The organism is Pseudomonas sp. ICMP 3272 (assembly GCF_001466905.1).
GTDB lineage: Bacteria > Pseudomonadota > Gammaproteobacteria > Pseudomonadales > Pseudomonadaceae > Aquipseudomonas > Aquipseudomonas amygdali.
Genome location: NZ_LKEK01000074.1, coordinates 1 through 22,499, shown reverse-complemented (window position 1 = coordinate 22,499; position 22,499 = coordinate 1). Strand labels below are relative to the sequence as shown.

General features: G+C 57.6%; 23 protein-coding genes. 17 read left to right on the top strand and 6 right to left on the bottom strand.

The features are described from left to right. Window positions 1–73: 73 nt before the first annotated feature. Both AO068_RS20680 and yaaA read right to left on the bottom strand, forming a co-directional pair. The gene (locus AO068_RS20680) at window positions 74–1,390 is read right to left on the bottom strand and encodes a nucleotide sugar dehydrogenase (RefSeq protein WP_002552256.1); all 1,317 of its coding nucleotides are present in this window, start codon (window positions 1,388–1,390) and stop codon (window positions 74–76) included. 812 nt (window positions 1,391–2,202) lie between these two features. Continuing rightward, window positions 2,203–2,982 (bottom strand): peroxide stress protein YaaA, encoded by a 780-nt coding sequence (gene yaaA, locus AO068_RS20675; RefSeq protein WP_058400621.1) that lies wholly within the window; start codon window positions 2,980–2,982, stop codon window positions 2,203–2,205. A gap of 202 nt (window positions 2,983–3,184) precedes the next feature. On the opposite strand from yaaA, the gene AO068_RS20670 reads away from it, so the two are divergent. From AO068_RS20670 to AO068_RS20635, 8 genes are all read left to right on the top strand, one after another. Further along, a complete protein-coding gene (locus AO068_RS20670) occupies window positions 3,185–4,363 on the top strand; it encodes a polysaccharide deacetylase family protein (protein WP_058409309.1) in 1,179 nt (392 codons plus the stop codon). A gap of 294 nt (window positions 4,364–4,657) precedes the next feature. Next, window positions 4,658–6,052, top strand: coding sequence for a PhoH family protein (locus tag AO068_RS20665; RefSeq protein ID WP_002552259.1), 1,395 nt, complete (start codon window positions 4,658–4,660; stop codon window positions 6,050–6,052). Between the two features lie 115 nt (window positions 6,053–6,167). Then, window positions 6,168–6,653 carry a cyclic pyranopterin monophosphate synthase MoaC gene (moaC, locus tag AO068_RS20660; RefSeq protein ID WP_044320541.1) on the top strand — a complete coding sequence of 162 codons (486 nt, stop codon included), beginning with the start codon at window positions 6,168–6,170 and terminating at the stop codon, window positions 6,651–6,653. Further along, the gene (gene moaD, locus AO068_RS20655) at window positions 6,650–6,895 is read left to right on the top strand and encodes a molybdopterin converting factor subunit 1 (RefSeq protein WP_004658311.1); all 246 of its coding nucleotides are present in this window, start codon (window positions 6,650–6,652) and stop codon (window positions 6,893–6,895) included. The genes moaC and moaD overlap by 4 nt, the downstream gene beginning before the upstream one ends. 2 nt (window positions 6,896–6,897) lie before the next feature. Beyond that, window positions 6,898–7,344: a molybdopterin synthase catalytic subunit MoaE gene (gene moaE / locus AO068_RS20650; RefSeq protein WP_005746013.1), complete on the top strand. Its 447-nt coding sequence runs from the start codon at window positions 6,898–6,900 to the stop codon at window positions 7,342–7,344. A gap of 260 nt (window positions 7,345–7,604) precedes the next feature. Further along, a complete protein-coding gene (locus AO068_RS20645; protein ID WP_058400622.1) occupies window positions 7,605–8,255 on the top strand; it encodes a CsgG/HfaB family protein in 651 nt (216 codons plus the stop codon). Window positions 8,256–8,282: 27 nt separating this feature from the next. Then, the gene (locus tag AO068_RS20640) at window positions 8,283–8,654 is read left to right on the top strand and encodes a DUF4810 domain-containing protein (protein WP_058409308.1); all 372 of its coding nucleotides are present in this window, start codon (window positions 8,283–8,285) and stop codon (window positions 8,652–8,654) included. Continuing rightward, a complete protein-coding gene (locus tag AO068_RS20635; RefSeq protein WP_058400623.1) occupies window positions 8,651–9,310 on the top strand; it encodes a DUF799 domain-containing protein in 660 nt (219 codons plus the stop codon). The genes AO068_RS20640 and AO068_RS20635 overlap by 4 nt, the downstream gene beginning before the upstream one ends. A gap of 79 nt (window positions 9,311–9,389) precedes the next feature. Here AO068_RS20635 and rhlB read toward each other — a convergent pair whose 3' ends face one another. Both rhlB and AO068_RS20625 read right to left on the bottom strand, forming a co-directional pair. Next, a complete protein-coding gene (rhlB, locus tag AO068_RS20630; RefSeq protein ID WP_058409302.1) occupies window positions 9,390–10,844 on the bottom strand; it encodes an ATP-dependent RNA helicase RhlB in 1,455 nt (484 codons plus the stop codon). Between the two features lie 116 nt (window positions 10,845–10,960). After that, window positions 10,961–11,620: an alpha/beta hydrolase gene (locus AO068_RS20625; RefSeq protein ID WP_058409301.1), complete on the bottom strand. Its 660-nt coding sequence runs from the start codon at window positions 11,618–11,620 to the stop codon at window positions 10,961–10,963. A gap of 485 nt (window positions 11,621–12,105) precedes the next feature. Here AO068_RS20625 and AO068_RS20620 point away from each other — a divergent pair, with 485 nt between their 5' ends. From AO068_RS20620 to AO068_RS20580, 8 genes are all read left to right on the top strand, one after another. After that, window positions 12,106–13,134 (top strand): amino acid ABC transporter substrate-binding protein, encoded by a 1,029-nt coding sequence (locus AO068_RS20620; protein ID WP_002552268.1) that lies wholly within the window; start codon window positions 12,106–12,108, stop codon window positions 13,132–13,134. Between the two features lie 70 nt (window positions 13,135–13,204). Continuing rightward, window positions 13,205–14,386, top strand: coding sequence for an amino acid ABC transporter permease (locus AO068_RS20615; protein ID WP_002552269.1), 1,182 nt, complete (start codon window positions 13,205–13,207; stop codon window positions 14,384–14,386). Between the two features lie 10 nt (window positions 14,387–14,396). Further along, entirely contained in the window at window positions 14,397–15,494 is a 1,098-nt protein-coding gene (locus tag AO068_RS20610) for an amino acid ABC transporter permease (RefSeq protein ID WP_058400626.1), read from the top strand. A gap of 10 nt (window positions 15,495–15,504) precedes the next feature. Continuing rightward, entirely contained in the window at window positions 15,505–16,269 is a 765-nt protein-coding gene (locus AO068_RS20605; RefSeq protein ID WP_003365366.1) for an amino acid ABC transporter ATP-binding protein, read from the top strand. 167 nt (window positions 16,270–16,436) lie between these two features. Beyond that, on the top strand, window positions 16,437–17,666 hold the full coding sequence (locus AO068_RS20595) for a CynX/NimT family MFS transporter (protein ID WP_058409300.1): 1,230 nt from the start codon (window positions 16,437–16,439) through the stop codon (window positions 17,664–17,666). 73 nt (window positions 17,667–17,739) lie between these two features. Then, window positions 17,740–18,231, top strand: coding sequence for a nuclear transport factor 2 family protein (locus AO068_RS20590; RefSeq protein ID WP_058409299.1), 492 nt, complete (start codon window positions 17,740–17,742; stop codon window positions 18,229–18,231). Continuing rightward, window positions 18,224–18,526, top strand: coding sequence for a GIY-YIG nuclease family protein (locus tag AO068_RS20585; RefSeq protein ID WP_058409298.1), 303 nt, complete (start codon window positions 18,224–18,226; stop codon window positions 18,524–18,526). Before AO068_RS20590 ends, AO068_RS20585 begins: the two co-directional genes overlap by 8 nt. 103 nt (window positions 18,527–18,629) lie before the next feature. Next, window positions 18,630–19,562, top strand: coding sequence for a glutathione S-transferase family protein (locus AO068_RS20580; RefSeq protein ID WP_058409297.1), 933 nt, complete (start codon window positions 18,630–18,632; stop codon window positions 19,560–19,562). 854 nt (window positions 19,563–20,416) lie between these two features. Here the strand turns inward: AO068_RS20580 and AO068_RS20575 are convergent. Continuing rightward, window positions 20,417–20,767, bottom strand: coding sequence for a glutaredoxin family protein (locus tag AO068_RS20575; protein ID WP_002552277.1), 351 nt, complete (start codon window positions 20,765–20,767; stop codon window positions 20,417–20,419). A 5-nt stretch (window positions 20,768–20,772) separates the two neighbouring features. After that, window positions 20,773–21,774: a nucleoid-associated protein YejK gene (gene yejK / locus AO068_RS20570; protein ID WP_058409296.1), complete on the bottom strand. Its 1,002-nt coding sequence runs from the start codon at window positions 21,772–21,774 to the stop codon at window positions 20,773–20,775. Between the two features lie 393 nt (window positions 21,775–22,167). Here yejK and AO068_RS20565 point away from each other — a divergent pair, with 393 nt between their 5' ends. Continuing rightward, the gene (locus tag AO068_RS20565) at window positions 22,168–22,449 is read left to right on the top strand and encodes an HU family DNA-binding protein (RefSeq protein ID WP_002552279.1); all 282 of its coding nucleotides are present in this window, start codon (window positions 22,168–22,170) and stop codon (window positions 22,447–22,449) included. Window positions 22,450–22,499: the final 50 nt, after the last annotated feature.

The following is a 22,499-nucleotide window of genomic DNA, read 5'->3' as shown; positions in this document are numbered from 1 at the left end:
CTCAAGCCCCAGGCTGCAAGCACATTGCTTGAGCCTGTGGCCTGGAGCCTGGCGCTTGTGGCTTGCGGCTGATTTACCAGCAGATACCTTCGGCGCGACCGTCTTCGCTGGTGGCGTTGGTCATGAAACCCACCAGATCGATGACGCGCTTGCCTTCGGGAGTCTTGTTGGCGAGGGCGCGGAAACGCTCATCGCGGTTGCCAAGGATGATCACGTCAGAGTCGTTGATGACCTGATCGAAGTCCGAATTCAGCAGCGACGATACGTGCGGAATCTTGGATTCGATGTAGTCCTTGTTGGCACCGTGAACGCGTGCATATTCGACGTTGCTGTCGAAGATGCTCAGGTCGAAGCCCTTGCCGATCAGCATTTCGGCCAGTTCTACCAGCGGGCTTTCGCGCAGGTCGTCAGTACCTGCCTTGAAGCTCAGGCCCAACAGTGCAACCTTGCGGGTGTCATAGCTGGCAACCATGTCGAAAGCGTTCTGCACTTGCGAGGTGTTGCTGCGCATCAGCGAGTTGAGCAACGGCGCTTCGACATCCAGGCTGCTGGCGCGGTAGGTCAGGGCGCGAACGTCTTTAGGCAGGCAGGAGCCGCCGAATGCGAAGCCTGGGCGCATGTAGTACTGGGACAGGTTCAGCGCCTTGTCCTGGCAGACCACGTCCATCACTTCACGACCATCGACGCCGACGGCCTTGGCAATGTTGCCGATTTCGTTGGCGAAAGTAACCTTGGTGGCGTGCCACACGTTGCAGGTGTACTTGATCATTTCGGCAACGGCGATGTCCTTGCGGATGATCGGTGCGTCGAGTTCTTCGTACAGCGATTGCAGTACGTCGCCCGAGGCTTTATCGAACTCGCCGATCACGGTCATTGGCGGCAGATCGTAGTCCTTGATTGCGGTACTTTCACGCAGGAACTCAGGGTTTACGGCGACACCGAAATCAACACCGGCTTTTTTGCCGGAGCAGTCTTCCAGAATCGGGATGACCACGTTGGCAACCGTGCCTGGCAACACAGTACTGCGAACAACGATGGTGTGGCGGGTGGCTTTGTCACGCAGGACATAGCCGATTTCGCGGCATACCGACTCGATGTAATCGAGTTCCAGATCGCCGTTCTTCTTGCTCGGCGTACCGACACAGATCATCGACAGGTCAGTGGCGCGAATGGCTTCGGCGAAGTCGGTAGTGCCGCGCAGTTTTCCGGTACTGATACCTTTCTGCAGCAGTTCTTCCAGACCCGGTTCAACGATAGGTGATTTGCCGTTGTTGATCAGATCGATCTTGGTGCTGGAAATATCCACACCAACTACATCGTGACCGCGGGCAGACAGGCAACCGGCACAGACTGCACCGACATAACCCAAACCAAATATGCTGATACGCATCGTATTCTCCTCGATTTTTCACGCCATAAATTGGCTGGATATTAATTTTGGCCAGCAGATGTCACGCGCTATCCGTTACGGCTAACAACGCCGTAGAACTAACGCAGGCATATTTAATGAGTGAGTGCCCAAATAGGTGAGGCGAACTCAAATGACACTAAGTACAAGCGGCAAGTGACCTGTCCGGTGGGCAGGGCCCTGCTCTCCTTGGATGCAGTAAACCACTCCTGTTTGACGATTGACGGCGGACCTCGTTCGGAAAACCTGTGGCTAGAGCCTTGGCAGACCTTGTCGAATCCTGCGCATCACACCTGTTTGGCGCTTCGCCTGTCTACAACATCAACTAGTGATGTGAGTTTAGTTCTGATACCTGACGCCAGTGTTGTGTGAACCTGGCTTCCCTGTCGGTAACTTCCCGTTTTTCCGGTCGACCTGTAAGTGATCTCTTACACGTCAGCCCAGAATTGTTACGGGATGTAGGAGCGTAGGAATTCCCATTTAGTTCCGGGCCGCTCGTCCTGATTTGCGGATTTTGGTGTATCCAGTTTGTGACGGGGGCAGTATCGCGATGATGGCTTTTTTCTTAAAAGCCTTAGTTTGCGGGGATTACAGAGGGGTAGATATTGAAGTGCTATTACGGTAAAAAGCTAAAAAGCCACTACGTAAAAAAATGGATTTTTTTTCATGAAAAAATCAGGCGGGAGTGTGCCGTCGAAAAGTTGACGTTTATCTGGCGTCACGATGTTGGCATTTGCTGTTGGATCGTAGGACAGGTCGTGTAACAACCATGCGTTACACGACGGTTACAGTATCTAGTCTTCTGTGACGTTGCGCAAAAACACCAACTTGTCGGGCGTCGACTGCTCACGGTTATAACGATAGCCCTGAACATCGAACGCTTGTAACGCCTCGGGGCTGTTGATACGTTCCTCAATGACGAAACGGCTCATCATGCCGCGCGCTTTCTTGGCATAGAAGCTGATGATCTTGTACTGCCCGTTCTTGAAGTCCTTGAACTCGGTGTCAATGATCCGGGCGTTGAGCGCTGAACGTTTGACCGCAGAGAAGTACTCGGTAGATGCAAGATTGAGCAGCAGGTCGTCGCCCTGAGCTGCCAGCGCTTCATTCAACCATTCGCTGATCTGCGTGCCCCAGAACGCGTAGAGATCCTTGCCACGAGCGTTGGCCAGTCGCGTGCCCATTTCCAGGCGATACGGCTGCATCAGGTCCAGCGGGCGCAGCAGCCCATAGAGGCCGGACAGCATGCGCAGGTGATCCTGGGCGTAGTCGAGCTGCGCGTCGCTCAGTGTTTCGGCCTGCAGGCCGGTATACACATCGCCCTTGAAGGCCAGCAGCGCCTGCTTGGCATTGTCGAGCGTGAAGGCCGGGTTCCAGCTGCCGAAGCGTGCCGCGTTCAGCCCGGCAAGCTTGTCGGACAAGTGCATCAGTTCGCTGATCTGCGCCGGCGTCAGTTCACGCAGTTGGGTGATCAACTCCTGAGAGTGATCCAGATACTGCGGCTGAGTGAAGCGTCCGGTCGTGGGCGGGGTCTCGAAATCGAGGGTTTTTGCCGGGGAAATCACCATCAGCATGAAGTCGTCTCCTTTGATCGTCCGGGGATTCTAGGGGCTGATGGCCCACGACTCCAGCTATGGTAACGATAGAATTCGGCGTGTTTGTCACGCCAGCATGTCGTGCGGCTTTGTATGCGCACCGACATAAGAAGCCAGGCTCATATCAGCTATAGTGGCGCGTTGGTCATGATGTTAACGGTTGATCGAGAGGGCATCGGGTTTGCGTATTGTTTTAGCAGTGTGTGCAGGTCTGTTCTGGCTCCAGGCGCAGGCGGCAGTGCCGGTCACTGCCACCATAGACCGCAGTGTATGGCCTGAGCGCCTTGAAACGCCGGGGTTGTTCGACGTCGCGTCGCGCGCGGAAATCCTTGCCTTTGCCCACGAACTGTACCTCAGCGAGAAGCTGGACGAGGAGGGGCTCAAGCAGCGCCTCGGCCTGCGCTTCGTCAACGTGCCTTCGTTGAACGTGGTCCGCCATCGTCTGTGGCTGCGCTTGCTGGAAAACTATCAGAATGCTCAAAAGAGCTGCGAGCAGGATGCCAACTTTTGCGTGCTGGTCGAGGACATGGACCAGCTGCGTCAGCGCGCTGAAGAATTTCAGGTGTCGAACGATTCGTTCTACGCCAACTGGGCCAGACCCGGCGCCGTGTTCCATCAGCGTTATTTGAACGAGCTGCTATTCATGGCTGCCTTGTTCCCGCAGACCAGCAGCGAGATCGAGCGCTACAACTCTGATGAGATGAGTGGCGACGAGATGCCGGACCGTACCTTCATGCTCAATTTCGAAAGCGGCCCGAGCCCGGCCGATGGCGGAACCGACTGGCTGGCCGACTTCATGCGCCAGCAGAAGATGACCGCCACCTTCTTTGTGCTGGGCAAAAGCCTTCAGGAACGCCTCGACAGCACATCGACCACAAGCTTGCAGGCGCTGTATCGCCAGCAGTGCGTGGGCATTCAAGGGTGGGAGTATCGTTCGCATAGCCAGTGGCTGGACTGGCAGGACTCAGTGCAACGCAGTGCGGCACTGGTTCAGCGTGTGCTGCCGGATAACTTCGTGCCGCTGTTTCGCCCGCCTTACGGCCATCGGCGGGCCGACAGCGGAGACTTCTTCCGCGCCGAGCATTTACGCGTGTCATTGTGGAACATCGACGCCGATGACAACACCGGGCGGCTTTCGGCAGAGCAGGTGGGCGACCGCGTGTTGACCCTCATGCTGCTCTGGCGCAAGGGCACGGTGGTCTTCCACGACGTGGCCAACAAGGCGCAGTCCGCACTGCCGTTGCTGCTGGCCAATACCGCGCAAAGCGAGTTGATCTGGGACGATTGCCGGAATATCTCTGAAAGCCCCGTAGAACAAGGGCCGCAGAGCAGTGAAGAGGCTGCGCCCGAGGGGGAGTGAAGGCAGATTCGGCGTGGGCGGACTTCCGACTTTAAACGTGCTGTGTACGTCCGCCAAGCTCTATTCGTCAGGCTGTGAAATAAACTTCAAAAAACTGTCAAAGAGCTTTTTTCTGTCATCCCTTTTGCTGTATTACGAATACAGACCGCCGAAACCTGCAACACAGGTGGCGTCTTCCAAGACCCACCTTGAGCGACATTTCTCCCCTGCCTGAAGGGAAGAATCCGGCGGCCTTTTCGTGGCGCAGTACTGTCGTGGTTCTGCGTCGCCCGGCTTCTACAAAGGTGAGCGAGTATGGATGACCACGGACGCACCCCTTCCACTAACCAGCCAATCCTTTACGTGCTCGATACCAACGTATTGATTCATGATCCAAACGCACTGCTGAATTTCGAAGAACACCACGTCGCCATCCCCATGACGGTTCTGGAGGAACTGGACAAACTCAAGGCCGGTAAACATTCGGTTGCTGCCGAGTGCCGCCAGGCCATCCGCCTGATCGACAAGACCCTCGGCGAGGCTAACCCTGAAGAAGTTGAAAAGGGCGTGCCGATCGACCGCGGGACCGGTGTTTTCAAAGGTTTTCTGTCGATTTTGATGAGCAAACGCGAGGAACCCAACAGCCTGCTCCCCGAACACCTCAACGACAACATCATCATCAACCAATTGATCGACCTGCATGCGCGCAACAAGGACTTGAGCGTTGTGCTGGTGACCAAAGACATCAACATGCGCCTCAAGGCCCGCGCCTGCGGCATTGCGGCCGAGGATTACAGCACCGACCAGCTGGTCGACGACGTTTCGCTGTTGTCGCGTGGCTACCACGACATGACCGGTTCGTTCTGGGACCGCGTCAACAAGGTCGACACCCGTCAGGAGCGTGGCCGTACCTGGCACCGCGTACAGCTCAATGAAATGCTGCCTGCGGTTCATATCAACGAGTTTATTGTCGATGAACAGGGCTTCGTGGGCTGGATCAAGGGCGTCAAGAACGACGAACTGCTGATTCTGGACATGCATCAGGAGCCACTGCTGCATCAGGAAGCCTGGGGCCTGAAACCGCGTGATATCTATCAGGGGCTGGCGTTGTTCGCACTGCTTGACCCGGATATTCACCTGGTCAACCTGTCCGGTGCCGCGGGTTCGGGTAAAACCATTCTGGCGTTGGCCGCTGCCATCGAGCAGACCATGGTCACCAAGCGCTACCGGCGCATCATCGCTACCCGCAGTGTTCAGGGCCTGGATCAGGAGATTGGCTTCCTGCCCGGCACCGAGGCGGAAAAGATGGAGCCTTGGCTCGGCGCGATCACCGACAACCTTGAAGCGCTGCACATGGATGATGAAAACACTCACGGCAGTGTCGACTACATCCTCAGCAAGGTGCCGTTGCAGTTCAAATCCCTCAACTACATTCGAGGTCGCAGCTTCCAGCAAAGCCTGATCCTGATCGATGAATGCCAGAACCTGACCCCGCACCAGATGAAGACCATCATCACCCGTGCCGGTGCCGGTTCCAAAGTGGTCTGCCTGGGCAACCTGGCGCAGATCGACACCCCTTATCTGTCAGCCACCAGTTCCGGGCTGACCTACCTGACGGAGCGCTTCAAGGACTTCCCGAACGGCGTGCACATCACCCTGCAAGGCGTGCCACGCTCGATACTGGCCGAATACGCGGAGAGTCATTTGTAAATCAGATGCATGCGGGGAGCCCATGTGTGAATGGGTTCCTTGCTTGCAGCTCACGGCTTGTAGCGTGTAACTGCCACTCCCTCTACACTTCTTGCTTCTGCCAAGGAGTAACGTTGTGCTCACTCATCTCGATTCCCAGGGTCGCGCCAATATGGTCGATGTCACGGATAAAGCCGTGACGTCCCGTGAGGCGGTGGCCGAAGCAGTGGTGCGCATGCTGCCCACCACGCTGCAAATGATTGTCAGCGGCGGTCATCCCAAGGGGGATGTATTTGCCGTTGCGCGTATCGCCGGTATTCAGGCGGCAAAGAAAACCAGTGATCTGATCCCGCTCTGCCATCCATTGATGCTCACCAGCATCAAGGTTCACCTCGCCGCTGACGGCGATGATGCGGTGCGTATTACTGCGAGCTGCAAGCTGGCCGGGCAGACCGGTGTGGAGATGGAAGCCCTGACCGCTGCCAGCGTTGCGGCGCTGACTATTTACGATATGTGCAAGGCGGTTGATCGCGGCATGGTCATCGAGTCGGTTCGGCTGCTGGAAAAGCTCGGCGGCAAGAGCGGTCACTTCATTGCCGATCAGGCACAGGTCTCGTCATGAAGGTACAGGTTCAGTATTTTGCCCGTTACCGTGAAGTCCTTGGCCTGGACAGCGAGTCTGTCGAAGGCACGTTCGACACGCTGGATGCACTGCGCCAAACGCTGTTGCAGCGTGGCGAGGCCTGGCAGGTCCTTGCCGAGCAGAACCTGATGTGTGCCCGCAACCAGGAGCTTTGCAAGCCGACCGAGCCGCTGTCTGATGGTGATGAAGTCGCGTTCTTTCCGCCCGTGACCGGAGGCTGAATATGACCATTCGTGTTCAGGCTGCGGCGTTCGACCCCGGCACTGAAGTCAACGCGCTGCATGCTGCCAACCTCGGCATCGGCGCGGTGGTCAGTTTTGTCGGCTATGTGCGGGATTTCAACGAAGGGCGTGAAGTGTCCGGCATGTTTCTGGAGCACTATCCGGGCATGACCGAAAAGGCACTGGCAAAAATCGTTACCGAGGCCGAACAGCGCTGGCCGTTGCTGCGCGTTGATGTGCTGCATCGGGTAGGGGCGCTGGAGCCCGGCGAGCCGATAGTATTCGTGGGCGTTGCCAGCGCTCACCGGCAGGCAGCGTTCGAAGCCTGCGATTTCGTCATGGACTACCTCAAGACCCGCGCGCCGTTCTGGAAGAAGGAAAAGACTTCCGAGGGACCGCAGTGGGTTGAAGGCCGCGATAGCGATCAGGCAGCAGCCCGGCGCTGGTAGTCGTGGGTCGTTGCGCCCATCTTTTTTGCCTGAACGTCTGACCTTCCGCTTTTGATATCGTCTATTTGCATCTTTCTCGGTACAGAAAGATGGCTTCGGGCTATCATGCGCGGCCGCGAAGAAGCGGCCTATTTGCTTTGCCCAATCCTATTCAATAACTGTCCGAACGTGATCGCGTTTTGCGAGCCACGTTGCGGACAGTTTTTCGTAAACGCTCGGAGCAGAATGTGAAGAAACTTCAGCAGTTTTTGGTTTCAGGGATGACGACAGCGGCTTTATTGCTGGTTGCTGGTTGTGCAACGGAAAGCTCGCGGGCGCTGCCTGTGACAAAGGTTGAAAGTGCTGGAGTTGCCTATGCCGGTGCGCGCTACCCGGTTGCGGTCGGCAAGTTCGATAACCGCTCCAGCTATATGCGCGGGATCTTTTCCGATGGCGTCGATCGTCTTGGCGGTCAAGCCAAGACCATCCTGATCACCCACATGCAGCAAACCAACCGGTTCAATGTGCTGGATCGCGACAACATGGAGGAGATCAAGCAGGAGGCGGCTATCAAATCCACCGCTCAGCGCTTGAAAGGTGCTGACTATGTAGTGACCGGTGACGTGACGGAGTTCGGTCGCAAAGAAGTCGGCGATCAGCAACTGTTCGGCCTGCTGGGCCGCGGCAAATCCCAGATTGCCTACGCGAAAGTCGCGTTGAACATCGTCAATATCAGCACCTCGGAAGTGGTGTACTCGACTCAGGGCGCAGGCGAGTTCGAGCTTTCCAACCGTGAAGTCGTCGGCTTTGGCGGCACCGCCAGTTATGACTCGACACTCAACGGCAAGGTTCTGGACCTGGCCATGCGCGAAGCCGTCAACAACATGGTGCGTGCGCTCGACAGCGGTGCCTGGAAACCGACTGCCAACTGATATTTCAAAAGGGAATTTGTGGTGTTCATGAATCGTTTTAATGTTTCGTTGCGCAGTGTCGCAATGCTTTTAGTCGCCGGCGCGTGCCTGACGGGCTGTGTCCAACAGCCGAAAACCTTGTACCAGTGGGGCAGTTACCAGCCTGAGGTGTACGAGTATTTCAAAGGCGAGTCCAAGGAAGCCCAGGTCGCCAAGCTCGAAGAAGACCTGCAGAAAATCCGCTCTACCAACGCGACGCCGCCACCGGGCTACCATGCTCAGTTGGGCATGCTATACGGCAGCATTGGCAAGGATGACCAGATGGTTCAGGAGTTGCGCACGGAAAAGGCACTGTTTCCCGAGTCGGCCACTTATATGGACTTCCTGCTCAAGAACGCCCACGCAGGAGTCGTCAAATGAACCTCGCTCATCTGAAAGTTGCTGTAAGCCTGTTTGCCGTTGCCCTGCTGTCGGGTTGTGTTACCCCGCCGACGGTGGACTACTCGGCCTTCAAGGAAAGCAAACCGCGTTCGATTCTGGTACTGCCGCCGGTCAACGAATCGCCTGACGTCAAGGCGACGTACAGCACCTTCTCGCAGGTGACCTACCCGCTGGCCGAGTCGGGCTACTACGTGTTGCCAGTGGCGCTGGTTGACGAGACGTTTCGCAATAACGGCCTGACCAACGCCAATGATATTCAGGCGACATCGCCCGCCAAGCTGCGTGAGATCTTCGGAGCCGACGCCGCGATGTACATCACGGTCAAGCAATACGGCACCAGTTACGTGGTCATCAATAGCCAGACCGTCGTGACGGTCACGGCAAAGCTGGTTGATCTGCGCACCGGTACTGCGCTGTGGACGGGTACCGCGTCGGCGTCCAGTGAAGAGGGCGGCAACAATAGCGGTGGCGGTCTGGTGGGTATGCTGATTACCGCGGCGGTCAAGCAGATCATCAACAGTTCGACCGATGCCGGTCATCCCATCGCCGGGATAGCCAGCAACCGACTGCTCACTGCTGGTCGGCCGGCGGGCCTGCTTTATGGTCCACGTTCGCCGAAGTACGGTACTGACTGATTCTCACGCTGCTGATTTCCGGCAGGCACAAAAAAAGCGCAGCCCCGTAAGGGCTGCGCTTTTTTGTTGGCCACATGTATCAGGTCGTTTGCCGCACTACTGCTCTGAGCAGGTGAGTCGGTGGTGTTTCACAGCTGATCTTGCGACCCAGCTTCTCTTCGATGGCGGGCAACTGGTAGGAGTCGTCTTCGCCAGCGAAGCTGATGGAGACGCCATCGGCACCTGCGCGACCGGTACGGCCGATGCGGTGCACGTAGTCGTCCGGTACCTCTGGCAGGGTGAAGTTGATCACGTGGCTGATGCCGTCAATGTGGATACCACGACCGGCCACATCGGTGGCGACCAGTACGCGGATCTTGCCTTCGCGGAAGCCTTCAAGGGTCTTGATGCGCTTGTGCTGCGGCACATCGCCCGACAGTTGCGCGGCATTGACACCGTCGCGTACCAAGCGCTCTTCGATGCGTCGCACCTCGTCCTTGCGGTTGGCAAAGACCATCACCCGTTCCCAACCGTTGTCGGTGACCAGGTTGTAGAGCAGCTTGTACTTGTCGGCACCGGCAACGGCATAGATATGCTGCTCGACGTTGTCACTGGCGACGTTCAACGATTCGATTTCGACGATGGAAGGGTCCGTCGTCCACTGTTTGGCGAGGTTCATCACGTCTTCGGTGAAGGTCGCGGAGAACAGCAGCGTCTGGCGTTCACCCTTGTGCGGGGTTTGGCGAATGATCTGACGCACCTGCGGGATGAAACCCATATCGAGCATGCGGTCGGCTTCGTCCAGAACCATCACTTCGACCATGTCCAGATGCACTTCGCCTCGCTGGTTGAAGTCCAGCAGGCGGCCAGGCGTGGCCACCAGAATATCGCAGTGCCGTGCTTCAAGTTGTTTGAGCTGCTTGTCGAAATCCATGCCACCGACGAACGTCATGACGTTCAGGTTGGTGTATTTGGTCAGGTCGGCGGCGTCCTTGGCGATCTGCACCACCAGTTCGCGAGTGGGCGCAATGATCAGCGCGCGGGGCTCACCCATGTAGCGTTCGGCTGGCGGTGGCGTCTGGGTCAGTTGCTCGATGATCGAGATCAGGAACGCAGCGGTCTTGCCGGTACCGGTCTGGGCGCGACCGATCGCGTCCTTGCCTTTGAGCGTGAAGCCCAGCACGCCCGCTTGAATCGGTGTGCAGTAGGGGAAACCAAGGTCCTGAATCGCGTGCATCAGTTCAGGCGCAAGGTTGAAATCGTGGAAGCGGGTCTTGCCTTCCTGCGGTTCGACGATGAAATCTTCGAGTTTCCATGCTGGCGCAGGCGGTTTTGCCACGCGCTCACGACGCGGGCGCTCGGCTCTTGGCTTGTCGGTGCGCGGTGCTCTGGCTTTGGAGGGCTCGTTGACGGTGTCCGAAAGCTGAGTCTGGGCATGATCCGGTGTGTCGCCTGCGGCAGCGGGGGAGGCGGGAATAAAGGCTGTCGGACCAGGCGCGCGCTGCTCAGCCTCACTTTTACCGAACATCTTTTTAAGTGCTTTGAGCACGGTCATCTCATCAATTGGTTAAGGAATGTACGCCGAGCAGTGTAAAGCAAGAACCGTGCTCGGCGTAGTGCCATCCGTGGCGAGCTACAAAAGCGGTCAGTTGCAGGCGGGCCCAGGGCGCTTCAGCGCAGCTTGTCAGCCAGCCAGACGCCGATGTCACGGATTTCCTCCGGTAACACTTGATGCCCCATTGGGTACTCTTGCCATTGCGCGGTTACACCCTGAGCCTTGAGGTGCTCGTACACCGTCCGGCCCATGGGGTTGTGTACCACTTCGTCATGCTGGCCATGCAGGCAGTAGGCAGGAATGCGCTGTTGGCTGGCTGAAAGTGTCATCTCATTGCTGAATGTCGGGGCATAAGTGGACAGCGCGAGTACACCGCCCAGCGGACCCTGCCAGCGTCTATAGCCTGCGTGTAACACCACCGCGCCGCCCTGGGAAAAGCCTGCCAGAAATATCCGTGACGGGTCGATGCCGCTGTCGCGTTGTTGCTCGATCAGGTCCAGCACCTTCTGTGCCGAGGCTTCCATCTGATCGTGATCAATGGCGCGGGCCTCGGAACTCATGGCCTTGATGTCGTACCAGCTTGGCATTTCATAGCCGCCATTGACCGTTACGGCGCGTGTCGGTGCCTGAGGCAGGACGAAACGTGTGGTCGTCAGCGACTCCTGCAGCATCTCGGCGACCGGAAGAAAATCATAGCGGTCGGCGCCCAACCCGTGCAGCCAGATAACGCAGGCATCCGCTGTGCCTGAAGGTTGGATGATCAAAGGTTCGCTCATGTCTGCTCCATTTGTGTGCGCTGGCTCATTTAGAGCGCATTAATAGGGTGCGCGGTTAGATTAAAAATGAAAGAAGATGTCGCAAGATTACAAGTTTTTGTCTTGACCTGTCGCTAATTCGACATAGCCAGCATGCTGGTACGGGCTTTGCTACAGCAGGACTGGAGTCGAGGCGCTCTCATCGTTCGGTAACACTATAAGGCTATTACTTATAGCGATCGAAAAGCAGCTCGGGAGTCCATGCGTCAGGATTCGCGGCACGATTCAACCTGTACCGCTCTGGTCCGGGAAAATCATGGGGTTTCAGTCCACGGGGCCGATTCTGAATGATGAAGACGAATGACGGGATGATCCCGCAGACGATTCGTGATTCAGGCCCAGCGTTGCATGACCCAAAAATAAGCCAGCACGGGTCATTAGCGCCTCACAAAGGTGCGACGCGACTTAAACACCTACACAACAAAGAGCAAACTGGAGGTTTTTGAATGAAGATGTTGAAATCCACCCTGGCTGTCGTCACCGCCCTGGCCGCATTTGGTGTAACCGGGGCTGCCAACGCCGGTGCCACCCTTGACGCTATTCAGAAGAAAGGTTTTGTTCAGTGCGGCGTCAGCGATGGCCTGCCAGGGTTCTCCGTTCCGGACTCCACCGGCAAGATCACCGGTATTGACGCTGATGTCTGCCGCGCAGTAGCCGCCGCAGTATTCGGCGACGCCACCAAGGTCAAGTTCAGCCAGTTGAACGCCAAGGAGCGCTTCACTGCACTGCAATCCGGCGAGATCGACATCCTTTCGCGTAACACCACCTGGACCAGCTCCCGTGATGCGGGCATGGGCCTGGTGTTCACCGGCGTAACTTACTACGACGGTATCGGCTTCCTGGTAAACAACAAGCTGGGCGTCAAAAGCGCCAAGGAACTGGACGGTGCAACCATCTGCATCCAGGCCGGTACCACTACCGAGCTGAACGTCTCCGACTACTTCCGTTCGAACGGCCTGAAATACACCCCGATCACCTTCGACACCTCCGACGAAAGCGCCAAGTCGCTGGAAGGCGGTCGTTGCGACGTACTGACTTCCGACCAGTCGCAACTCTACGCACAGCGCAGCAAGCTGGCCAAGCCGGACGATTACATCGTTCTGCCTGAAGTGATCTCCAAGGAGCCGCTGGGTCCTGTCGTGCGTAAAGGCGACGAAGACTGGTTCTCGATCGTTCGCTGGACCCTGTTCGCCATGCTCAACGCCGAGGAAGCCAAAATCACTTCCAAGAACGTTGAAGCTGAAGCCAAGTCGACCAAGAACCCTGACGTAGCCCGTATGCTGGGTGCCGACGGTACTTACGGCAAGGACCTCAAGCTGCCGAAAGACTGGGTCGTGCAGATCGTCAAGCAGGTCGGTAACTACGGCGAAGTGTTCGAACGCAACCTGGGCGAAGGTACCCCGCTGAAAATCAAGCGCGGCCAGAACGCTCTGTGGAATGCCGGCGGCATTCAGTACGCTCCACCTATTCGTTGATTGACCCGGCGCCCGACAGGCTTCCCAGCCTGTCGGGCGTTGTTCTGTTGGATTTTTCCTGGGGCATTTCATGGAAAAGCAAATCGTCGCACCCAAGCAAAAGCTCTCTCTGAGCGATCCGAAAGTGCGCGCGTGGTTATTTCAGATCATCACTGTCGTGGCGGTGATCGCGTTGGGCTGGTTCATCTTCGACAATACCCAGACCAACTTGCAACACCGTGGTATTACCTCGGGTTTCGGTTTTCTTGAGAACAGTGCCGGTTTCGGTATTGCTCAACACCTGATCGACTACAGCGAAGCGGACAGTTATGCCCGCGTATTCGTCATCGGCTTGCTGAATACCTTGCTGGTGTCGGTCATCGGTATTGTCCTGGCGACCTTGCTGGGCTTTGTCATTGGTGTCGCTCGCTTGTCTCCGAACTGGATGATCAGCAAGCTGGCAACTGTTTATGTCGAAGTCTTCCGCAACATTCCGCCACTGCTGCAGATCCTCTTCTGGTACACCGCCGTATTCCTCACGCTGCCTGGTCCGCGTCAGGCGCATGGTTATCTGGACATGTTCTTCGTCAGCAGCCGCGGGCTCAATATGCCCAGAGCGTTGCCGGCCGAAGGTGCATGGGCGTTCCTGATCAGCATCGTGGTTGCCGTGATTGCGATCGTGATGATGGTGCGCTGGGCCAACAAGCGCTTCGAAGCCACTGGTCAGCCGTTTCACAAGTTCTGGGTCGGTCTGGCGTTATTGCTGGTGATCCCGGGCCTGAGCATGCTGGTCTTCGGCAGCCCGGTGCATTGGGAACTGCCGCAACTGAAGGGCTTCAACTTCACCGGTGGCTGGGTGCTGATCCCGGAACTGATCTCCCTGACCCTGGCACTGACCATCTACACGGCGGCGTTCATCGCTGAAATCGTGCGTTCGGGCATCAAGTCGGTCAGTCACGGTCAGACCGAAGCTGCCCGCTCGCTGGGGCTGCGCCCCGGGCCGACGCTGCGCAAGGTCATCATTCCGCAGGCGCTGCGAGTGATCATTCCACCGTTGACCAGTCAGTTCCTGAACCTGGCGAAGAACTCTTCGCTGGCAGCAGCCATCGGTTATCCGGAAATGGTTTCCCTGTTCGCCGGTACGGTGCTCAACCAGACCGGACAGGCCATTGAAGTCATTGCCATCACCATGAGTGTGTACCTGGCGATCAGTATCAGCATTTCCCTGCTGATGAACTGGTACAACAAGCGCATTGCGCTGATCGAGCGGTGAGGAAACGCGCATGACGACTCATACTTTCAAACCTGATATGCCACCACCGGGCAAAGTGTTCGGCCCGATGGCGTGGATGCGGCAGAACCTGTTCTCCAGCTGGATCAACACCCTGCTGACCCTGTTCTCGCTCTACCTGATCTATCTGGTCGTTCCGCCGATCATCAGTTGGGCTCTGCTGGACGCCAACTGGGTCGGCACGACCAAGGAAGACTGCACCAAGGCGGGCGCCTGCTGGGTGTTCATCGAGCAGCGCTTCGGCCAGTTCATGTACGGCTACTTCCCCAATGAGCTGCGCTGGCGGGTCGACCTGACCGCCGTCCTGGCGATTGTCGGTGCTGCGCCGCTGTTCATTTCGAAGTTTCAGCGCAAGGCTGTCTACGGTATTGCCTTTCTGGTGATTTACCCGATTGTCGCCTTCTACCTGCTGCACGGCGGTGCTTTTGGTCTGACCAACGTACCGACCAGCCAGTGGGGCGGCCTGATGCTGACCCTGGTGATTGCCACCGTGGGTATCGTCGGTGCCTTGCCGCTGGGTATTTTGCTGGCGCTCGGCCGTCGCTCCAACATGCCGGCTGTGCGTGTGGTGTGCGTCACGTTCATCGAGTTCTGGCGCGGCGTGCCGCTGATCACCGTGCTGTTCATGTCGTCGGTGATGCTGCCGCTGTTCATGCCCGAAGGGATGAACTTCGACAAACTGCTACGGGCGCTGATCGGCGTGATTCTGTTCCAGTCGGCGTACATCGCCGAAGTGGTACGCGGCGGCATGCAGGCCATCCCCAAGGGCCAGTACGAAGCATCCGCGGCCATGGGCCTGGGTTACTGGCGCAGCATGGGGCTGGTGATTTTGCCGCAGGCGTTGAAGATGGTCATTCCCGGCATCGTCAACACCTTCATTGCCTTGTTCAAAGACACCAGTCTGGTGATCATTATCGGCCTGTTCGACCTGCTCAACAGCGTCAAGCAAGCCACCGCCGACCCGGCATGGCTGGGTATGGCCACTGAAGGCTATGTCTTCGCGGCCCTGGTGTTCTGGATCTTCTGTTTCGGTATGTCCCGCTATTCCATGCATTTGGAACGTAAGCTGGACACAGGCCACAAGCGTTAGGAGTTTTGTGATGAGTGAAGTTATCAATAAGCCTCTGGGCGCTGAAGGCATGATCCGCATGGAGGGCGTCCACAAGTGGTACGGCCAGTTCCATGTACTCAAGGACATCAACCTGAACGTGCGTCAGGGCGAACGTATCGTACTGTGCGGCCCATCGGGCTCGGGCAAATCGACCACCATTCGTTGCCTCAACCGTCTGGAAGAGCACCAGCAGGGTCGTATCATCGTTGATGGCACCGAACTGACTTCCGACCTGAAGCAGATCGAGACCATCCGCCGTGAAGTCGGCATGGTGTTTCAGCATTTCAACCTGTTCCCGCACCTGACCATCCTGCAGAACTGCACGCTGGCACCGATGTGGGTACGCAACATGCCGAAAAAGAAAGCCGAAGAAATCGCCATGCATTATCTGGAGCGTGTGCGTATTCCGGAGCAGGCCCACAAGTTTCCGGGTCAGCTTTCCGGTGGTCAGCAGCAGCGTGTAGCGATTGCCCGTGCCTTGTGCATGAAGCCGAAAATCATGCTGTTCGATGAGCCGACTTCGGCGCTTGACCCGGAAATGGTCAAGGAAGTGCTCGACACCATGGTTGGCCTGGCAGAAGAAGGCATGACCATGCTGTGCGTGACTCACGAGATGGGCTTTGCCCGCACCGTGGCGAACCGGGTGATCTTCATGGACAAAGGCGAAATCGTCGAACAGGCCGCGCCGAACGACTTCTTCGACAACCCGCAAAGCGATCGTACCAAGCTGTTCCTCAGTCAGATCATTCACTGAGTCAGTAGCTGCTCCACGGAAAACCGGGCCAAGCGCCCGGTTTTTTTTCGCCTGCATTTGCCATGCATCTTGTATGCAATTCTGGCTGAACCTTGTATTCGCGATGATTCTCCAACAGGATACCGCCCCCCTGAAAAGGGTCGACATACCTGATTACCGAGAAACCGATGACTGCCAAGGCTCAATCCAGCCCCCAACCGATTACCGATCAAGCCCATCCTGTTCTGAAGCGCCCCTGGCTGTTGCTGCTGGGGCTGGTGCTGGTCGCCCTCAACCTGCGCCCCGCGTTATCCAGCGTTGCGCCGTTGCTTAACGAGGTGTCCGCAAGCCTTGGGATGTCGGCTGCCGAAGCGGGTTTGCTGACCACCTTGCCGGTTTTGTGTCTGGGCCTGTTCGCGCCATTGGCACCGATTCTTGCCCGGCGTTTTGGCAGTGAACGGGTGGTTTTGGTGGTGCTCCTGACACTGGCGTCGGGTCTGGCAGTACGCAGCCTGTTCGGCGAAGTCGGCCTGTTTACCGGCAGCCTGCTGGCGGGCGCGAGCATCGGGATCATCGGCGTATTGTTGCCCGGTATCGTCAAGCGCGATTTCCCGCACAAGGCCGGGGCCATGACCGGTGTCTACACCATGGCGCTGTGCCTGGGCGCTGCGATTGCAGCCGGTTCGACGGTGCCGCTGAGCCAGTACGTCGGCGACAGCTGGCAAATAGGTCTGGGTTTCTGGCTGATTCCGGCGTTGATTGCGGCGCTGTTCTGGTTTCCACAAGCACGTGAAATGCATGGCTCACATCGCGATGTCTATCGAGTTCGCGGTCTGTTGCGTGACCCGCTGGCGTGGCAGGTCACGCTGTATATGGGCCTGCAATCGTCGCTGTCGTACATTGTCTTCGGCTGGCTGCCCTCGATTCTCATCGGTCGCGGCCTGACGCCGACCCAGGCCGGTCTGCTGCTGTCCGGCTCGATCATCGCGCAAGTCATCAGCGCCCTGGCGGTGCCCTATCTGGCCACACGCGGCAAGGATCAGCGTCTGGCGATCATGCTGGTCATGTCGCTCACACTGACCGGGCTGTTCGGCTGCCTGTACGCTCCGCTCGGCGGACTGTGGGGCTGGGCCATCCTGCTGGGGATCGGGCAGGGCGGCACGTTCAGCCTGGCGCTGGCCTTGATCGTCCTGCGCTCGCGCGACTCACATGTCGCCGCCAACCTGTCGAGCATGGCGCAAGGCTTTGGCTACACCATCGCCTCGACCGGGCCATTTGCCGTGGGCGTGGTTCACGACATGACCGGTAGCTGGAACGCGATTGGCTGGATCTTCGCAGTGCTGGGGCTGGGTGCCATCATCGCGGGCATGGGTGCCGGTCGGGCGCTGCAGGTGCAGGTGAACAGCGAGAAGGTATAAGGCCATCAATCTCTCGCCATTTTTCTCCGCGCCGCTTATCGTGCACGCATAATTCGCCAAGGGATGTGCACGCATGAACTACGAGGAACAAAGTCAGGCCAACAGCGCACTGATCACTCGCTTTTACGAAGCGTTCGCGCAACTCGATGCAGAGGCGATGAGCGCTTGTTACACCGAGGACGTGCTGTTCAGCGACCCGGCATTTGGTGAGTTGCGTGGGCCTCAGGTAGGTGACATGTGGCGCATGCTGACTTCCCGGGCGAAAAATTTCTCGGTGGTCTTCGATCAGGTGCGTGCCGATGACCGCGCGGGCACTGCGCATTGGGTGGCGACCTATCTGTTCAGTCAGACCGGGCGCACGGTGGTCAACGATATTCAGGCCCGTTTCATGTTTCGTGATGGGAAGATCTGCGAGCATCACGATCACTTCGATATGTGGCGCTGGTCGCGTCAGGCACTGGGTTTGAAAGGCCTGCTGCTGGGCTGGACGCCTTTGGTACGCAATGCCGTCAGGGCTCAGGCGCTCAAGGGCCTGAAGACCTTTTCAGAGAATCGCCGTGCCTGAGGTTGCCAGCACCGCGAGTGCGCCGACTTCCGAACAGGCGGTCGGCAAACCCTGGTTTGTCTATCTGGTGCGCGCTGCCAACGGCTCGCTGTACTGTGGCATCAGTGATGATCCGCAGCGCCGATTCGCTATGCACAAGAGCGGCAAGGGCGCGCGCTTTTTCTCTTCCAGCCCGGCAATGGCGCTGGTCTACGTCGAACAGTGGCCCAGCAAGGGTGAGGCGTTGCGTCAGGAGCGGCTGATCAAGAAACTCAGAAAAAGCGCCAAAGAGGCACTGGCAGCCAGTTACGCCTGACCCCCGATCCATGAGCGTGATGTCGTGCCATCAGCTTGAGTCTGTGGGCGGGCAGGGTACTGCGGGTTAAGCTGTGTGCTTCCCGAGTGCGCAGAGGCTGAACATGTCCGAGTTGATTCTTCACCATTACCCCACGTCACTGTTTGCCGAAAAAGCCCGCCTGATGCTGGGTTTCAAAGGCCTCACATGGCGCTCGGTGACTATCCCGTCGATCATGCCCAAGCCCGACCTGACCGCGCTGACAGGCGGTTATCGCAGGACGCCCGTGTTGCAGGCTGGCGCAGATATCTACTGTGACACGGCATTGATGGCACGCCGCCTTGAGCAGGAAAAGGCTTCGCCAGCGTTTTATCCGCAAGGTCAGGAGTTTTCGGTTGCCGGTCTGGCCGCCTGGGCGGATTCGGTGCTGTTCCTGCATGCCGTGAGCCTGGTGTTTCAGCCTGAATCTATGGCTGTACGATTTGCCAAAGTGCCGCCAGACGCTGCCAAGGCGTTCATTGCTGACCGTTCCACGCTGTTCAACGGTGGTACGGCTTCACGCCCGCCTGTCGAGCAGGTCAAGCATCAATGGCCCACGCTGATGTCACGCCTGGAGTTGCAGCTGTCGCGCGGTGGTGATTTTCTGTTTGGCGTACCTTCGATTGCCGATTTTTCGGTTGCCCATACGCTGTGGTTTCTCAAGCAAACGCCAGTGACTGCGCCCTTTGTCGATGATTATCCGGGTGTCAGTGCCTGGCTTGATCGCGTTCTGGGGTTTGGGCATGGCACGTTCAGCGACCTGAGTTCGGCTGATGCCATTGAAGTCGCCAGAAATGCAACGCCTGCGCCACTGCCCGACGAAGTCTTTGTTGATCCGAATGGCTTCAAGGCGGGCGACGAGGTCGCTGTCTCGGCAGTCGACTATGGCGTCGAGGCGGTTGAGGGTGAACTGATCTTTACCGGGCGCGAAGAGTTGATCCTGCGCCGCGAAGATGAACGCGCTGGCGTCGTGCATGTGCACTTCCCGAGAATGGGATTCCGGGTCGAGAAGCGCTGAAGGTTACGAAGCTCTGTGTTGCATGCCGTAATCTCGATTATCGTGCGACGCTCTGCGTCGCATGCCGTTCTGGACGCTCTGCGTCCTCTCTTGAGTGTGCAATGCGGCACAGATCTGTGACGCGGAGCGTCACGCAAGGCATTCCCACGCCGGAGCGTGAGGAACATAATCTCGACTATCGTGCGGCGCCACGCCGACATGCCGTAATCTCGATTATCGTGCGACGCTCTGCGTCGCATGCCGTTCTGGACGCTCTGCGTCCTCTCTTGAGTGTGCAATGCGGCACAGATCTGTGACGCGGAGCGTCACGCAAGGCATTCCCACGCTGGAGCGTGAGGAACGATAATCTCGACTATCGTGCGGCGCCACGCCGACATGCCGTAATCTCGATTATCGTGCGACGCTCTGCGTTGCACGCCGTTCTGGACGCTCTGCGTCCTCTCTTGAGTGTGCAGTGCGGCAAAGATCTGTGACGCGGAGCGTCACGCAAGGCATTCCCACGCTGGAGCGTGAGGAACGATAATCTCGACTATCGTGCGGCGCCACGCCGACATGCCGTAATCTCGATTATCGTGCGACGCTCTGCGTTGCACGCCGTTCTGGACGCTCTGCGTCCTCTCTTGAGTGTGCAGTGCGGCAAAGATCTGTGACGCGGAGCGTCACGCAAGGCATTCCCACGCTGGAGCGTGAGGAACGATAATCTCGACTATCGTGCGGCGCCACGCCGACATGCCGTAATCTCGATTATCGTGCGACGCTCTGCGTCGCATGCCGTTCTGGACGCTCTGCGTCCTCTCTTGAGTGTGTAATGCGGCACAGATCTGGGAAGCGGAGCTTTGGCACGGTATTCCAGGCTATTTCAATGCTGCCAGTATCTGATCCGGGTCGAATCCCCGGATCAAGGTGCCGTTGACGTCGATCAGCGGTATGCCTCTGCCACCCAGTGCTTCGTAGGCCTTGCGGCCTTCTTCGGACTTCTCGATGTCGAACTCCTGATACGCAATCCCTTTGCTGTCGAGAAAGCGCCGCGTCTGTTTGCAGTAGCCACACCAGTCAGTGGCGTACATCACCACTTTCGCCTGGCTGTAGCTCTGCGCAACGCTTGCTGGCGGCGGGTTGACGAAGTTCTCGATCTTGCCCCAGTTCTGATAAACCACCACAACCAGCATGATCAGCGCGAACTTCTTGAGGGTGCGTATCAGCATGTCGGTTACCGTCGCTTCAACTGATCGGTCAGTTGGGTCGGCAGCCCCTTGATGATCAGGGTGCCTGCGCTTTCGTCATACTCGATCTTGTCGCCCAGAAGGTGAGCTTCGAAGCTGATCGACAGTCCTTCGGCGCGTCCCGTGAAACGGCGGAACTGGTTGAGGGTGCGCTTATCCGCCGGTATTTCCGGGGACAGGCCGTAATCCTTGTTGCGGATGTGATCGTAAAACGCGCGCGGACGATCTTCGTCGATCAGTTCGGACAGTTCTTCCAGGCCCATCGGCTCGCCCATCTTGCTCTGGCTGCTGGCGTAATCGACCAGGGTCTTGGTCTTATCGCGGGCTGACTCCTCCGGCAGGTCTTCACTTTCGACAAAGTCACTGAAGGCCTTGAGCAGGGTGCGTGTTTCACCAGGGCCATCAACGCCTTCCTGGCAGCCGATGAAGTCGCGAAAGTACTCGGAAACCTTCTTGCCGTTCTTGCCCTTGATGAACGAAATGTATTGCTTGGACTGTTTGTTGTTCTGCCATTCCGACAGGTTGATTCGCGCAGCAAGGTGCAACTGGCCCAGGTCCAGGTGGCGTGAAGGGGTGACGTCCAGCTCGGCATTCACTGCCACGCCTTCACTGTGGTGCAGCAGGGCGATGGCCAGGTAGTCGGTCATGCCTTGCTGATAATGGGCAAACAGCACGTGGCCACCGACGGAAAGATTGGATTCTTCCATCAGCTTCTGCAGATGCTCGACCGCCGTGCGCGAGAACGCGGTGAAGTCGTTGCCACCGTCCAGATACTCTTTCAGCCAGCCGCTGAACGGGTGTGCGCCGGATTCTGGATGGAACAGGCCCCATGCCTTGCCTTGTTTGGCGTTGTAGCTCTCGTTGAGGTCGGCCAGCATGTTCTCGATGGCCTGGGACTCAGCGAGTTCGGAGTCGCGTGCATGGAGAACAGCGGGCGTACCGTCGGGTTTTTTATCGATCAGGTGGACGATGCAATGACGGATCGGCATGGGCTTCTCGGCTGAAAAAGGTGAAGAGCGTGCAGCTCGTTGCAAGACGGCAAGTGTAACGCACGCGTGCGCCTGATGGCCCGGGGCAGGCTGGTTTTCGCCTGCAGCGAGTGTTTGCTGGGTGTTTTTTGTGCAATTAGCATTAAAACCTGACCAAAAGGATAGGTAGAGGCGGATATTTGTCCGGCTCTGTGCTAGTTTTGCGCGGTCTTGCGCACTTAGCGCGTCAAGCATGCAGTTAGCGCACACGTAGGTCGAACCATTGCCCGGTTTCAGTATCTACACTTTCGCGATTAATCGTGGCTGCTAGCGGGTGGCCAGGTTCATTGCCTGGCCACGGGCCGACGTTGCACTCTGCAATCCAAATGAATTTGATAGGGAAGGAACACCACCATGGCTCTTACTAAAGACCAATTGATCGCCGATATCGCTGAAGCTATCGACGCGCCAAAAACTACCGCGCGTAATGCTCTTGAGCAATTGGGCCAAATTGTTGCCGACCAATTGGAAAACGGCGTGGAAATCACTTTGCCAGGTATCGGCAAACTGAAAGTTGCAGAGCGTCCGGCTCGCACTGGCCGCAACCCTTCGACTGGCGCTGCCATCGAAATCGCTGCCAAGAAAGTTATCAAGTTCGTACCAGCCAAAGTGCTGACCGACTCGATCAACAAGTAAGCAACCGCTTGCTGTGAAAAAGCCGTGCACCGGTTAACCGGGCACGGCTT